The following is a 15614-nucleotide window of genomic DNA, read 5'->3' as shown; positions in this document are numbered from 1 at the left end:
CGCCTTGCAGCAACAACTGCAAGCGGGCCGGAGAGATTACAGATTCCGCAGCGCGGCGACTACTGCGTCGCCCATTTCTTGCGTGCCGACTTTGGTGCAACCCTGTGACCAAATGTCACCGGTGCGCAAACCTTGATCCAGCACCAGGCTTACGGCCTTCTCGATGGCATCCGCCGCTTCGCTCAGGTTGAAGCTGTAACGCAGCATCATCGAGACCGACAAAATCGTCGCCAGCGGGTTGGCAATGCCCTGGCCCGCGATGTCCGGCGCCGAACCGTGGCAAGGCTCGTACATGCCCTTGTTGTTGGTGTCCAGGGACGCCGACGGCAGCATGCCGATGGAGCCGGTGAGCATCGAGGCCTGGTCCGACAGGATGTCGCCAAACAGGTTATCGGTGACGATCACGTCAAACTGCTTGGGCGCACGCACCAGTTGCATGGCAGCGTTGTCGACGTACATGTGGCTCAGCTCGACGTCCGGGTAGTCCTTGGCGACTTCCTCGACGATTTCGCGCCACAGTTGGCTGGAGGCCAGTACGTTGGCTTTATCGACCGAGCAGACCTTTTTGCCGCGCACACGGGCCATGTCGAAACCGACACGGGCGATACGGCGGATTTCACTCTCGCTGTACGGCAGCGTGTCGTAGGCCTGGCGTTCGCCATTCTCCAACTCGCGCACGCCGCGTGGCGAGCCAAAATAGATACCGCCGGTCAGTTCACGCACGATCAGGATATCCAGGCCCGCGACCACTTCCGGCTTGAGGCTCGACGCGTCAGCCAGTTGCGGGTAGAGGATGGCCGGGCGCAGGTTGCCGAACAGGCCCAGTTGCGCGCGGATTTTCAGCAGGCCGCGCTCAGGGCGGATGTCACGCTCGATCTTGTCCCATTTCGGGCCACCCACGGCGCCGAGCAGCACGGCATCGGCCGCACGGGCGCGGTCCAGGGTTTCGTCAGCCAGCGGCACGCCGTGCTTGTCGATGGCCGCGCCGCCGATCACGTCGTGGCTCAGCTCAAAGCCCAGGCTGTACTTGCTGTTGGCGAGTTCCAGGACCTTGACCGCTTCGGCCATGATTTCCGGACCAATACCGTCGCCAGGGAGAATCAGAATCTGCTTGCTCATGCGTTCCTCATTTCATCAAGCGACCCGCCCGTGGGCAGGTCGGGAAAAATCAATCAGCGTTCAGCGAAAACCACCAGCACGTCGGTGCTGAAGGTGCCGTCGGCTTGAATCTCGTAGTAATCGCGCACTTCCTGGCCCATTGCCTGTTGCAGCGCAAGGATCGCCGCGCGCAATACCTCTGGCGTGCGCATGCGCTCGACCCACGAGGTGTATTCCAGGCGCAGGCGTTGACGGCTGCTGGTGCGCACATGCAAGCCGGATTCGCTGAGCTGTTGCATCCATTCGGCGGCGCAATAATCGCGCACGTGGCTGGTGTCACGCAGCACTTCGACGGTTTGCAGGTAAGTGTCCAACAGCGGGCTGCCCGGTGACAAGACGTCGACGAAGGCCGCCACGCCACCGGGCTTGAGCACCCGGCGCACTTCGCGCAGCGCCAGGCCCAGGTCGCTCCAGTGGTGGGCCGAGTAGCGGCTGAACACGAAGTCGAACTCGCCGTCGGCGAATGGCAGGCGCTCGGCGGCGCCGTGTACGGTGCGGATGTTGGCCAGGTTGCGGTCTATAGCAGCTGCGGCAACCACGTCGAGCATCTGTTGGGACAGGTCGTAGGCCACCACTTCTTTAACCAGTGGCGCCACCTGAAAACTCACATGCCCGGCGCCGCAGCCCAAATCCAGCAGCCGTGCAGCGCCCTGCCCGGCCAGTTCGGCCTGGAGCAGCGCGAATTCGGTGCCTTGGGCGTGCACGGCACTGCTCAGGTAGGCGGAGGCTTGCTCGCCGAATTGTTTTTGCACGACTTGGGTGTGGGCGGTGGTGGTCATGGTGGCTTTCCTTGGGTGTTGGGGTGGTTGTACGGGCGCTATCGCAGGCAAGCCAGCTCCCACAGTGGAATGCATTCCAGGGTGGGAGTCGGGCTTGCCCGCGATGGGGCCCGCACGGTTACCGCCAATCAGGCATCGCGAAACAGCCAGGGCTGGCTCGCCCGGTGTTTGGCTTCAAACGCGGCAATCGCATCGCCGTCCTGCAAGGTCAGGCCGATATCGTCCAGGCCATTGATCAGGCAATGCTTGCGGAACGCATCCACCTCGAAGTGATACACCTTGCCGTCCGGACGGGTCACGGTCTGCGCGGCCAGGTCAACGGTCAGTTGGTAGCCCACATCAGCTTCCACCTGCTTGAACAACTCATCCACTTCGGCATCGCTCAAGATGATCGGCAGCAAGCCGTTCTTGAAGCTGTTGTTGAAGAAGATGTCGGCGTAGCTTGACGCGATGATGCTGCGAAAGCCATATTCTTCCAGCGCCCACGGCGCGTGTTCACGGCTGGAGCCGCAGCCAAAGTTTTCCCGCGCCAGCAATACACTGGCGCCCTGATAGCGTTCGGCGTTGAGTACGAAATCCTTGTTCAACGGGCGCTTGGAGTTGTCCTGGTAGGCGTAGCCCACGTCCAGGTAGCGCCACTCGTCGAACAGGTTAGGGCCGAAACCGGTGCGCTTGATCGACTTCAAGAACTGCTTGGGGATGATCTGGTCGGTGTCGACGTTGGCGCGATCCAAAGGGGCGACAAGGCCGGTGTGTTGGGTAAAAGCTCTCATCGGGTATTCCTCAGATCAATTCGCGAACGTCGATGAAACGACCGTTGACGGCAGCCGCAGCGGCCATGGCCGGGCTGACCAGGTGAGTGCGCCCGCCGGCGCCCTGACGCCCTTCGAAGTTTCGGTTGGAAGTGGACGCGCAATGCTCGCCCGATTCCAAACGGTCCGGGTTCATCGCCAGGCACATCGAGCAGCCCGGCTCACGCCATTCAAAACCGGCTTCGAGGAAGATCTTGTCCAGGCCTTCGGCTTCAGCTTGAGCCTTCACCAGGCCCGAACCCGGCACCACGATGGCTTGCTTGATGGTCGAAGCCACTTTGCGGCCCTTGGCGATCACCGCCGCAGCGCGCAGGTCTTCGATCCGCGAGTTGGTGCAGGAACCGATAAACACGCGATCCAACTGAATGTCGGTAATCGCCTGGTTGGCTTGCAAGCCCATGTATTTCAGGGCGCGCTCGATGGAACCGCGCTTGACCAAGTCGGTTTCTTTAGCCGGGTCCGGCACGTTCTGGTCAACCGCCAGGACCATTTCCGGCGAGGTACCCCAGCTCACTTGCGGCTTGATCTGGGCAGCGTCGAGCTCGACCACGGTGTCGAACACCGCGTCGGTGTCGGAGACCAGGTCTTTCCAGGCTTCAACGGCGGCATCCCAATCGGCGCCCGCCGGTGCGAATGGGCGACCTTTGACGTATTCAACGGTTTTTTCGTCCGCCGCCACCATGCCCACGCGGGCACCGGCTTCGATGGACATGTTGCAGATGGTCATGCGGCCTTCGATGGACAGGTCGCGAATCGCGCTGCCGGCGAACTCGATGGCGTGGCCGTTACCGCCGGCGGTGCCGATCTTGCCGATCACGGCCAGCACGATGTCTTTGGCGGTCACGCCGAAAGGCAAGGTGCCTTCGACTTTGACCAACATATTCTTCATCTTTTTAGCGACCAGGCACTGGGTGGCGAACACATGTTCCACCTCGGAGGTGCCGATGCCGTGCGCCAGGGCGCCGAACGCGCCGTGGGTGGACGTGTGGGAGTCGCCGCAGACCACCGTCATGCCCGGCAAGGTGGCGCCCTGCTCCGGGCCGATCACGTGGACGATGCCTTGACGCACATCATTCATCTTGAATTCGGTGATGCCATATTCGTCGCAGTAGTCGTCGAGGGTCTGCACCTGAAGGCGCGACACGGTGTCGACGATGGCGTCGATCCCGCCCTTGCGTTCCGGAGTGGTCGGCACGTTGTGGTCCGGGGTGGCGATGATCGAGTCGACGCGCCAAGGCTTGCGCCCGGCCAGTCGCAGGCCTTCGAACGCTTGGGGCGAGGTCACTTCATGGATGATGTGACGGTCGATATAGATCAGCGACGAGCCATCGTCGCGCCGTTTCACTTCATGGGAATCCCAAAGCTTGTCGTAAAGCGTTTTGCCGGCCATCAGTCGGTCCTCATCACAGGTGCATCTATACGCCGGGCTTTTCAATAACCCTTTGGCTTGTGAGGCTGATGGTATGGCGCTACATTAAATAACTCAAATTCATATTTTTTATGCTTTGGATTACCAACTGGAATACCACCATGGACCTGGCCAACCTCAACGCCTTTATCGCTATCGCCGAGACCGGCAGCTTTTCCGGCGCCGGTGATCGCCTGCACCTGACCCAGCCTGCGATCAGCAAACGCATCGCCGGGCTGGAACAACAATTAAAGGTGCGCCTGTTCGATCGCCTGGGCCGTGAAGTCGGCCTGACCGAAGCCGGGCGCGCCCTGCTGCCACGCGCTTATCAGATTTTGAATGTGCTGGACGATACACGCCGGGCGCTCACCAACCTGACCGGCGAAGTCAGCGGCCGGCTGACATTGGCCACCAGCCATCACATCGGCCTGCACCGCCTGCCGCCCATTCTGCGCACCTTTACCCGGCAATATCCCAATGTGGCACTGGATATTCAGTTCCTTGATTCGGAAGTGGCCTACGAAGAAATCCTCCATGGCCGTGCCGAAGTGGCGGTCATCACCCTGGCACCTGAACCGCACAACCTGGTGCGCGCCACGCCGGTGTGGGACGACCCGCTGGACTTCGTGGTGGCACCGGAACACAGCTTGACCGGCAATGGTATGGTCAGCCTTGCCGACATTGCCAAACACCCGGCGGTCTTTCCCGGCGGCAACACCTTTACCCACCATATCGTCAGACGGCTGTTCGAGGCCCAGGGCCTCACGCCCAACATCGCCATGAGCACCAACTACCTGGAAACCATCAAGATGATGGTCTCCATCGGCCTGGCCTGGAGCGTTTTGCCGCGCACCATGCTCGATGATCAGGTGGCAAGTATCGCTTTGCCGGGCATACAGCTCAGTCGCCAGCTAGGCTATATCGTGCACACCGAAAGGACGCTGTCGAACGCTGCGCGGGCTTTCATGAGCCTATTGGATGCACAGGTCGATCTGCCAGGGATACCGGCATGAAGCTGTGCGGCCCATAAAGCCTGAATAATCCCGCGCCGAACGCCCATTGAGCCAAGGCCCATTGATAATGCGCAACCCCGTCGATTCCGTACCGCCCCTGCCGCGCATTTACGCCTTGGACCCTCAAGAGGCGGAACAAAGCTGGGAAAGTGCTCCACAATTGCTGGCGGCCCTCAATGCTGCCCGCCTTGGCGCGTGGTGCTGGGAAATCGATACCGGCAGGATCAGTTGGTCACGCGGCACCCAGGCGTTGTTTGGCTACGACCCTCGGCAACCCTTGCCCAAAGACCTCGACTACCTGGACCTGCTGGCGCCGCAGGACCGCGCCCGGGTGGTGCGCGCGTTCCATGCGGTGCTGGCGGGCGAGCCGTTCGAGCAGGCCATGCACCACCACATCCAATGGCCGGATGGCAGCCATCACTGGCTGGAAATCAACGGCAGCCTGGCGCCGGACAAAACCGGCCGGCGCCGCATGATCGGGGTAATTCGCGAAACCACTCGCCAACGCGAGCGCGAACACGCCCTCATGCAATCGGAAAAACGCTTCGCCACGCTGTTTCACCTGTGCCCCAACATGGTGTTGCTCACCCGCCAGTCCGACGGCCGCATCAGCGAAGCCAACCAGTACTTCGAGATTCACTTTGGCTGGCCCGTGGCCGAGGCCATCGGCCGCACCACCCTGGAGCTGGGCCTGTGGCGCCACCCCGAGGAGCGCGCGCTGCTGGTCAAGGCCACCCAGCGCAAGGGCGAGCCGATCACCATGGACGTGCAGTTCTGCGCCAGCAACGGCCAGATTCACGATGGCACCCTCAGCGCGCAAAAGGTCGAGCTTGAGGGCGAGGCTTACCTGATCAGCACCTTTCTTGACACCACCGACCGCAAGAACGCCGAGCAGGCCCTCAAGGACAGCCAGGAGCGCCTCGACCTGGCCCTGGATTCGGCGCAACTGGGCACCTGGGACTGGCATATCCCCACCGGCATGCTCTACGGTTCGGCCCGCGCCGCCCAGTTGCACGGCCTGCCGCCCGAACCGTTCCACGAAGCCTTCGATGCGTTTTTTGAAGGCATGTCCGATGCCGACCGCGAGGGCATGCGCAACGCCTACCGCAGCCTGCGCGAAGGCCCGGACGGCAACTATCAGTTGACCTACCGCGTGGAAATGGAAGATGGCAGCCCGCGCTATCTGGAAAGCCGTGCACGCCTGTATCGCGATGACGCCGGCAAGCCGCTGCGCATGGCCGGCACCTTGCTCGATATCACCGACCAGGTTGAACGCGAACAACGCCTGACCGCCTCCGAGGAAAAATTCGCCAGCCTGTTCCAGGCCAGCCCCGACCCAATCTGCGTAACCTGCCTGGACAGCGGCGTGTTTATCGAGATCAACCCGGCCTTTACCCAGACCTTCGGCTGGACCGCTGCCGACGTCATCGGCAACAGCGCCGAGCAGATCGGCCTGTGGGACGATTCGAGCCAGCGCCTGCAACGCATTGAGCAGGTGATCCGCGAACAATCGTTGAGCAATGTGGCCCTGGTGGTGCATCACCAGAACGGCCACAGCCTGACCTGCGTGATTTCCAGCCGGTTGATCAAGGTCGGTGACCAACCCTGCATTGTCACGACGTTGCGCGATATCACCCAGCAACAGCGCTCGGAAGCCGCGCTCAAGGCCAGTGAAGAGAAGTTCGCCAAGGCCTTTCACTCCAGCCCTGACGCGATTTCCATTACCGAGCGCGACACCGGCCGTTACGTCGAGGTCAACGACGGCTTCTGCCGCCTGACCGGCTACCGCGCCGAAGAAGCCATCGGCCTCACGCTCTACCAGATCGGCATCTGGGCCGATGAAAACCAGCGCGCGGCATTGTTGGCCGAACTGCAGATCAAGGGCCGCATTCATCACCTGGAAATGCTCTGGCACAACAAGCGCGGTGAAGTGTTGGCGGTGGAAGTCTCGGTCGAACCCATCACCCTCAATGAAACCCCGTGCCTGCTGTTGACTGCACGGGATGTGAGCCTGTTGAAAAACGCCCAGGCGCAGATTCGTCACCTGGCCTACCACGACCCTCTGACCAACCTGCCCAACCGCGCGCTGCTGATGGACCGTCTCAGTCAGCAGATCGCCCTGCTCAAACGCCATAACCTGCGCGGCGCGTTATTGTTCCTCGACCTTGACCACTTCAAGCACATCAATGATTCCCTCGGTCACCCGGTGGGCGACACCGTGCTGAAAATAGTCACTGCACGGCTGGAAGCCAGCGTGCGCCTGGAAGACACCGTGGCGCGCCTGGGCGGCGATGAATTCGTGGTGTTGCTCAGTGGCCTGGAAGGCACACGTACAGCGGTCAGCGGCCAAGTACAAGTATTGGCCGACACGCTGCGCGAACTGCTGTCGGAGCCGATGTTCCTGGATGGCCACCGCTTGCAGGTCACACCGAGCATCGGCGTGGCGCTTATACCCGATCATGGCTCCACACCGGCCGACCTGCTCAAGCGCGCCGATATTGCGCTGTATCGCGCCAAGGACTCGGGGCGCAACACCACGCAAATGTTCCACAACAGCATGCAGAAAACCGCCAGTGAGCGTCTGCGCATGGAGACCGACCTGCGCCTGGCGCTGTCACGCGGTGAGTTCAGCGTGCATTACCAACCCCAGGTGGATGCACGCGGCAACAAAATTGTCGGCGCCGAGGCGCTGGTGCGCTGGCAGCACCCACAATTGGGCGCGCAGTCACCCACCGAATTTATCAAGGTACTGGAAGACAGCGGCCTGATCCTGGAGGTCGGCACCTGGATTCTCGATGAGGCCTGCGGCGCCTTTGCGCAGCTGATTGCCGAGGGCCTGGTAGACCCGCTAAATTTCAGCCTGTGCGTGAATATCAGCCCCCGGCAGTTTCGCCAGAACGACTTTGTGGAGCGGGTAGAACACAGCCTCAAACAGCATCATCTGCCCTGCAGCCTGTTAAAGCTGGAGATCACCGAAGGCATCGTCATCCAGAACCTGGACGACACCGTGGCCAAGATGCGCCGCCTGAAAAAGCTCGGCGTGAGCTTTGCCATGGATGACTTCGGCACCGGCTATTCGTCGCTGACTTATCTCAAACGCCTGCCGGTGGATGCGCTGAAGATCGACCAGTCCTTCGTGCGCGATGCCACCCATGACCCCAACGACGCGGAAATCATCCGCGCCATCGTGGCCATGGCCCGCAGCCTCAACCTTGATGTAATTGCCGAGGGCGTGGAAACGCCGGAGCAACTGGCGTTCCTGCAAAAGCTGGGGTGCCATTTGTTCCAAGGGTATTTGCACAGCCGGCCGTTGCCGATCAAGGCGTTCAGGCAGTTACTGGTCCAACCGCCCTCACCCGGTCTACACCAGTTTTAACGCGTGAGCGCCTTTCTCCCAGTCCGAACCGGCCAATTTTATTGTTGACCCATAAAAATCGATAATTCCGTCAAAAACGCCTACGGAGTGGCCATGATTGGCAAGAGTGCCCGCAACGCCACTGGCCAATTCCTCGGCAGTGCTGCTACGCGTGAAGGCATACAAGCCAAGGCGCCGAAGTGCTTCGCCAGGGGTTTCTCTATCATTGAGCGTCCCCATGGCGGCCTCAAAACTCGCTTCAGCCCGAAACTCGTGATTTTCCATTTGCGCGCGCTTTGCGCTCACCGCGAACATGAAAATCGCGTCGTGCAAAAGACCTTTATCTTCACCGAAGAAGTGCGAACCTTTTTGCGCTTTTTTCAACTCATCGTGGGTCAGGTGTACCGTGCATGAGTCACGCATGGTCACGGTATAACCCTCGGGTGTCTCAATAATGCGTTTATAAATGCCCTGGGGATTTTGACCGTACTTCATCATCGCGGCCTTGATCGCAGAGACGGTGACGCAGTTGAGTTCTGAACCTTGATAGAACCCACTCCAGATATTGTCAGGCTTGACGCCCACCTGACGACTGGAGAGGTTTGAAATGTTCCCGCCCGGTGGCGCCGACGAAGTGTTCGACGGCTGCATGGCGAGCATATAGCCATAGTCTTTGACAACAGGCTGTTGTTTTCCCGACGAGTATTTGATGCCATCCAGTACAAACTCACCAGCGTAATTATCCAAGACGGCAACGGCGCCTTTTTTCAACATTTTTTCGGGTTCGACAATGCGCAGGAAACCGATCATCCCCATCCCTTTTAATGCCCGGTACACCGTATCATTAAGCATGACCGCGGATAACGCGCGCTCGAAGCTCCCCTGTTTATCAGGGTCCGTACTGGACAGTTGCACACGTTTTACATAGGCCGCCAAGATGAAATTGGCATCCATCACAATACCGCCGTCACCGCCGGTAAACCGCGAGACCCCGGCCGTGCGACTCAATTCTTCGTTGGACAGATGTAAAGAAAAACCGTCCTTCATGGTGATGTCATAGCCCTCTGCGGCCGCCACGACCTTGTCGAACACATCCTGCGGACTTTGACCAAACCTCATCATCATCATTTTGATCACTGACGCATGCCGACGGGTATCGCCCTCACCGAACCGTCGTTCAGCGACGTCAAAACTTCTTACCATATCGACAGGTTTCTGCCCCTTTGCTCGAACAGGGATGTCGGAAGACAAATCGCTCATTGGCGGCACGCCGGGGTCGGAGGGGCTCTGAGGCTGAGCGCTGGCACTCAAACCAGAGGCATTACCCTGCACCTCAACGGACGTATTGTGATTAACCAGCACGTAGACATAGGGACGCTCGACAGGTCGCTGGCCCCCATATTCATGGCTCACGCCCCCATAGACCAGGGCACCGCCAAATGTATGGGTTTGCATGACGCCGACCCCGCTGCCTGCCAACTGCGCCGACGGTACTTGGCGTAAAAAACCGGCCATGCCCAGGCCCTTGAGCACATTATAAGTCGTCTCACCACGCAACGAATTTGATAATGCACTCTTAAACCCCTGACTATTACGTGCCTGAACGCCCATTAGTTGTTTACGTTTAACAAACACAGCCAATGCAAAGTTCGCATCACTGATCGCCGCCGGGTCATGTCCAACAATTCTTGAGCCGGCGGCTGTTTGCCGTAACTCGAGATCGGACACTTGAACTTTGTTGCCATCTCTAAGCGTGACCTCATACCCCTGCTCGGCACGTTTGACCTTCGTAAACAAGTCCGAAGGGCGTTGACCAAAAGTAACCATCATCATTTTGATAACCGCTAAGTGAGCACTGGCGTCATAGTCCTCACCAAAGCGTCTTTGAGGGGCATTGAATGCGTTGACAACGTCCAGCAATTTAACGTCTGTGGAGTGTGAGATCGGCCCTGTAAAAGGCAGGGAATGTACGGGTGTTGAACGAGTAGAGAGGTTAAGCCTGGCTACGTCCACAAAAATGACTCCTGCAGTCTGTCAATCAATACACGTTGAGAAGAAGAGTTAAATCAATGAGTTGCGATAAGTAGAAAGTTACGGTCAACGCTTATCTTTTATTACCTGATCATTCGCGCCCAGCGAGGCCAGGCCTTGACAGCAAGGAGTGCGCTTGAGTGCCACAGCCTCCCCTCGCCGAGGCTCAGCCCCGGGCCGCCCCCAGATCTCTTCAAGGCCATTGATGACTGCTACCGAGTGCCCCCGCCGATTACTCACGCCCACGTGACCTTCGGCAAGCTCACGCACGCTGACGTTTTTCATATAGTGAATTAGCCCTAACCGCAGGAAGCCCTCGCCAGGCTTTTCCTCATCCTCACCATCATTCAAACTCTCCACACCCGCGTCAAAGCTCTCACCCGCCGTTGTGTCGTTGTTCTCCTCATGTGCACGCTTGGCACTGACGGCAAACAAAAAGTGCGCATCCTTGAGCATGCCTTTATCGGGGCCGATGAACTGCGAAGCGCGCGAGGCGACTGCCAACTCTCGGTCGGTCAATGTGAGCGTGTAATTGTCGCGCATCGTTACCCGATAACCACCGTCCAGCCGCCTGACTTCGCGGTAGATGTCTGTCGGGCTTTGACCGAATGTGTGCATGGCAGCCTTGATCGTCGCTACCGTGGCACAGTTACCGCCTGGCCCCTGACGGAACCCACTCCAAATATTCAATGGCTTTGCGCCATTACGCTTATCGGACAAACCCGGGATATCGCCTCCATGCGCCTGCGCAGGCACGCAAGTCAGCACGGGCGCCGAGTCAGCTGGCGCGGCACGCCTCACCGCCTGGGGATTCACTTGGGGTTGTGGGGGCACATCGGGAAAGACCTTAGCCTTTGGCTGCGAGGGACCACTGGCCACTTGCGCTAAAAATGCGGCAACCCTGTCCACCAGGCTTTGAGCCCTTTGTTGCCCAGGCCTATCACTGGGCACCGGCACCGAGTTCCACCGCGAACCGGCATGTTTTGGCGCGTAAAAGGACGCGCGCTCATTGGGTGCGCCATGCAAATCCATGCTTGGCAGCTGACGCACATCTGGGTAAGCGATGTTATCAATTCGGTAATACACCATGACTTGCTCCACGTTTTTCAAACGGTTCCCCGAACCTTGGGCCCGGGGAAACGCGGCGTTATCGGCGAAGTAAAAACACCCTGGCGGGTGTCAGTTCCTCAGCCGGGAGCGGCTGGAGAAGCCCTGGTCCCAACGATCATTCTCATTTTCAGCAGGGCCTGGGCTCGTGACGCCAACCTTGGGCTTAGTGAGTACCTCCAAGTCTTCCTGCGGGGTCTTCCTGGGCGAGCCTGGCACCTCACTATGGATGTGGCGCGGTTTGCTATGGCTGTCGTGGTCGTGGTCGTGGTCGTCAATCGGTGCCGGCGCTACAGGCGTGATAGGCGAAACCGTCTTGAGCGTCTCGCCAACAGTGGGGTGCGGCTCGGCAGGGCTGTCAGGCTTAAGGTTTATCCGCGTCCGAGGGCGGTGATCAACCGGTACACTTACACCGGTTGTTATTCCATCGCGCTCAACCAAGGTCTCGGGACAGTGGCAATGGTTGATATTGACCTCCACCTTGACCTGCGGTTTTGCCTGATTGGTTACGCTCACACCGGATTCGCGCATCGGATGTGAAACACGGCTCCCGAGGACTGGTTGCGCTGCTGGATGCGAATCCTCATCCGACTTCTCTTTTAGTTGATCCGCAACGTCCGAAATAACCTTGGACAGCGAGCCTGTTTGCAGCTTGCCTTTCAATTGAGACGCGGCAGCCGCAGCGTCCTTCAGCAGAGGTTGGGTGTGCACAGCCACGTCGTTCTGAGGGTATATACCTTGCGTGGTATTGGCTGTTGTATCGGTGTGAGGCATTAGGGCAACTGTTTCGGCCTTGCCCGAAAACATCTCACGCAGGGCGCTGACAAGTTGTTCAAACATATCAAACAGTTTCGTGAGCATGTTGGCATTATTCAACCCGTCACGCTGCAGAGCCGTGGAAAACTCAGTTCGGGGGGCGGGTGGAGTGTGCCCCAAACCAGCCCCGTGCAGGCCAACAGGCTTACCGACATTGGGTTCTTTCGAGACTGTCAGGTCAAGGGGCAACGTATCAGAGTTGATAGAGGGCGAATGGTTGATCGAAAAAGACATTAGCAATTTCCTAATTAAGCGCAGCCTGGGCAATTAAAACCCAGAACAGCGACAGTCATTATAAGTGCTGCAAGCAACAGCGCTGCTTCACAGACCCTACTTTTGTGAAGCGCGAGATTATTGAGTTCCAGAAATCGCGCTTCATATAAGGAAACCAAATCAACCTTTAGGACTTTTCCCCGTTGTTATTCACGAAAAACCGAGACGTCGCTCGCCCCTATCCGCATAACAGCGGACACATGCACTTATAAACTGCCAAGGCTGCAATTAAGCGACATGATTAACTAACCAACAAAACGACAACGTGTGATACTCCGCACTCAATGAAACACCTGTCGCAACATTTATTACTTGATTAGAAAACGACTGACTATTTAGAACAACTCTGTATCAATTTCCAAACCCGGGTTGGCAGCGACTGTTGCTTTCCAGCACTAAAAAAGCTTCCGACAGCGAAAAAACGCCACCTCTCAAGCTTGGCGAGCCTCCCCGGCAATACCTTTAAATGCAAAAATGCTCCGTATCTTTCAATACGGAGCATTTTTGAAACAAAGGCGGCTGTGATCGCTTCACTACGCCGGGTCGGGATGCTTCATACCCAGCAAGCGGCTGACCTGCTCCAACCCGGTTTCGCGGCGCAGCGCGGTAAACAACTCGACTGCCTCGGGGTAGTTGCGCGTGAGCATCGCCAGCCACTGCTTCAAACGGCCCGGCGCCTGCTTTTCGGTCAGTTGCACCACCGATTGGCGCCAGAACTCCTGGAGCATCGGCTGCATGTCTGCCCACGTCATCTCTACCACCTCTTCGCCTGCCTTCGCCGCCACAATCTGCCGCGCCAGGTCCGGGCGGGCCACCAGGCCACGGCCAAGCATGATGTCTTCGGCGCCGCTGACTTCGCGGCAACGCTTCCAGTCTTCGACGCTCCAGATATCGCCATTGGCAAACACCGGCACCTTGACCACGTCTTGCACCCGCGGAATCCACTCCCAATGGGCCGGCGGCTTGTAGCCATCGGTCTTGGTGCGCGCATGCACCACGATGTGCGCCGCGCCGCCTTCAGCCAGGGCCGTGGCGCACACCAACGCACCGTCGGGGCTGTCGAAGCCCAGGCGCATTTTCGCGGTGACCGGGATATGCGCCGGCACGGCGCGGCGCACGTGCTCGACGATCTGGTTGAGCAGCTCGGGCTCCTTGAGCAGTACCGCACCGCCACGGGATTTGTTGACGGTCTTGGCCGGGCAGCCGAAGTTCAGGTCGATCACCTCGGAACCCAATTCGCACGCCAGCGCAGCGTTTTCCGCCAGGCACACCGGGTCCGAGCCCAACAACTGCACGCGCAACGGCACGCCCGCTGCGGTGTGGGCACCGTGCAGCAGTTCGGGGGCGAGCTTGTGGAAATAGGCCGGGGTGAGCAGGCGGTCGTTGACGCGAATGAACTCGGTCACGCACCAGTCAATACCGCCCACGCGGGTCAACACGTCCCGAAGGATGTTGTCGACCAACCCCTCCATGGGCGCCAAAGCAATTTGCATGGGAAACACTCAACAAAAATCGTGGCGCAGTTTACTGGGTTTCCCACAGTAACCGTTAACCCCCTGTCAGCGCCGGGCCATAGCCATCGAGAAACTCGGCGGGCATGCGCTTGGGTTTGCCGCTGGACAGCTCGATGCAAACAAAGGTGGTTTGCGCACGCAGCAGGGTCGCACCATCGCTGGGGCGTACCAACTGGAAGCGCCGAGTCATCTTCAGCCGCTGGTCCCAGTCAACGATCCAGGTGGCCAATTGCAACTCGTCACCTTCATAACCAGCCGCCAGGTAGTCGATCTCATGGCGCACCACGGCCATGGCGCGGTCGAGCCGGCGATACTCGGCGAGGTCCAGCCCCAGACGCTGGGAGTGACGCCACGCACAACGCTCCAGCCAGGACACGTACACCGCATTATTGGCGTGCCCAAGGCCATCGATGTCTTCAGCGGCGACCTGCAGGTCGATGATAAACGGCGCTGCCAGATCCCAGCCCATGCCTTGCTCCAGTCGATGAATGTCGCCGGGCAGTGTATCAGGCGGTTTGCCGCTCCTGTAAACGACTGCCGGCCAACAGGGCCAACACACCCTCGATCACCCGTGGATCGGCCAGCACCCGCTGATGACCGCCCTGCTCCAGGCGCAGCAGGCGGCTGTCGAACCAAGCCTCATGAATGGCTTGCGAGGCTTTGACCGGGACGAACGTGTCGTCTTCAGCGTGCACGATCAACCCCGGCAGGTTCATCTGGTAGTGGGCCACATCCAGGTGCTTGAGCGGCATGCCGAAAGTCTGTTCGACCTCCTGGATAAACGCCGAGCGCGCACGCGGCGGCAAGCCCACCATGCGGGTAAAGCCACGCAGCACATCCAGGAAGCGCGAGGGCGCGGCAATGCTCACCAGCGCTTCAGTGCGCAACCCCAATTGCACCGCCAGCATCGCACTGGCGCCGCCCATGGAATGCCCGACCACCGCATGCAGCGGCGGCAATTCAGCGGCAGCATCGAGCATGGCGCGGGCAAACAGCAACACATGCGCTTCACGCCCCGGCGAGCGACCATGGGCCGGGCCATCCAGGGCTATTACCGAATAACCATTGTCCACCAACGCGGTGATCAAGCTGGCGAACTGCGTGGGGCGCCCTTCCCAACCGTGCATCAGCAATACTGCTGGGCCTTGGCCCCAGCACAACGCTGACAAGCCGAAACGCAAGGTGATGCGCTCCGATTGCGCCAGCAGCGGCAGCTCCCAATCTCGCGGCGGCAAGTTGCGCGGTGTCATGAAGGTGCGGCGCAATTTGCTGGCCACCGTTCGCGGCGCCAAACGGCCAACGGTGCCATGGAAACCACGAATCCAGGTTAATGCGCCCATCATGCGAC

Annotated in this window: 12 protein-coding genes; 2 read left to right on the top strand and 10 right to left on the bottom strand. The window is 59.4% G+C overall.

The genetic code is table 11. The annotated features are described in order from the left end of the window. Positions 1-36: 36 nt before the first annotated feature. From leuB to leuC, 4 genes are all read right to left on the bottom strand, one after another. Positions 37-1119, bottom strand: a complete 1083-nt coding sequence (gene leuB / locus AB4P96_RS11940; RefSeq protein ID WP_021491199.1) for a 3-isopropylmalate dehydrogenase — start codon at positions 1117-1119, stop codon at positions 37-39. A gap of 53 nt (positions 1120-1172) precedes the next feature. Beyond that, positions 1173-1937, bottom strand: coding sequence for a class I SAM-dependent methyltransferase (locus AB4P96_RS11935; protein WP_236446627.1), 765 nt, complete (start codon positions 1935-1937; stop codon positions 1173-1175). A gap of 128 nt (positions 1938-2065) precedes the next feature. Further along, the gene (gene leuD, locus AB4P96_RS11930) at positions 2066-2710 is read right to left on the bottom strand and encodes a 3-isopropylmalate dehydratase small subunit (RefSeq protein ID WP_395600806.1); all 645 of its coding nucleotides are present in this window, start codon (positions 2708-2710) and stop codon (positions 2066-2068) included. 10 nt (positions 2711-2720) lie between these two features. Further along, positions 2721-4139: a 3-isopropylmalate dehydratase large subunit gene (gene leuC, locus AB4P96_RS11925; RefSeq protein WP_395600805.1), complete on the bottom strand. Its 1419-nt coding sequence runs from the start codon at positions 4137-4139 to the stop codon at positions 2721-2723. Between the two features lie 140 nt (positions 4140-4279). Here leuC and AB4P96_RS11920 point away from each other — a divergent pair, with 140 nt between their 5' ends. Continuing rightward, on the top strand, positions 4280-5170 hold the full coding sequence (locus AB4P96_RS11920) for a LysR family transcriptional regulator (protein WP_017138736.1): 891 nt from the start codon (positions 4280-4282) through the stop codon (positions 5168-5170). Positions 5171-5237: 67 nt separating this feature from the next. Further along, a complete protein-coding gene (locus AB4P96_RS11915) occupies positions 5238-8546 on the top strand; it encodes an EAL domain-containing protein (RefSeq protein WP_017138735.1) in 3309 nt (1102 codons plus the stop codon). Here the strand turns inward: AB4P96_RS11915 and AB4P96_RS11910 are convergent. From AB4P96_RS11910 to AB4P96_RS11885, 6 genes are all read right to left on the bottom strand, one after another. Next, entirely contained in the window at positions 8532-10445 is a 1914-nt protein-coding gene (locus AB4P96_RS11910; RefSeq protein ID WP_395600804.1) for a hypothetical protein, read from the bottom strand. The genes AB4P96_RS11915 and AB4P96_RS11910 overlap by 15 nt on opposite strands. A 177-nt stretch (positions 10446-10622) precedes the next feature. Further along, on the bottom strand, positions 10623-11657 hold the full coding sequence (locus AB4P96_RS11905) for a hypothetical protein (protein WP_329606432.1): 1035 nt from the start codon (positions 11655-11657) through the stop codon (positions 10623-10625). Positions 11658-11735: 78 nt separating this feature from the next. Continuing rightward, positions 11736-12713, bottom strand: coding sequence for a hypothetical protein (locus AB4P96_RS11900; RefSeq protein ID WP_176991847.1), 978 nt, complete (start codon positions 12711-12713; stop codon positions 11736-11738). A gap of 572 nt (positions 12714-13285) precedes the next feature. Then, a complete protein-coding gene (locus AB4P96_RS11895) occupies positions 13286-14245 on the bottom strand; it encodes a tRNA-dihydrouridine synthase (RefSeq protein WP_017138731.1) in 960 nt (319 codons plus the stop codon). Positions 14246-14300: 55 nt separating this feature from the next. Beyond that, entirely contained in the window at positions 14301-14735 is a 435-nt protein-coding gene (locus AB4P96_RS11890) for a thioesterase family protein (protein WP_017138730.1), read from the bottom strand. A 37-nt stretch (positions 14736-14772) separates the two neighbouring features. Further along, positions 14773-15606, bottom strand: coding sequence for an alpha/beta hydrolase (locus AB4P96_RS11885; protein WP_017138729.1), 834 nt, complete (start codon positions 15604-15606; stop codon positions 14773-14775). Between the last annotated feature and the right edge of the window lie 8 nt (positions 15607-15614).

Origin of the sequence: Pseudomonas sp. B19125 (genome assembly GCF_044218855.1) — a bacterium.
In the GTDB taxonomy this organism is placed as follows: domain Bacteria; phylum Pseudomonadota; class Gammaproteobacteria; order Pseudomonadales; family Pseudomonadaceae; genus Aquipseudomonas; species Aquipseudomonas edaphica.
This window is presented reverse-complemented; position numbering and strand designations above follow the sequence as displayed.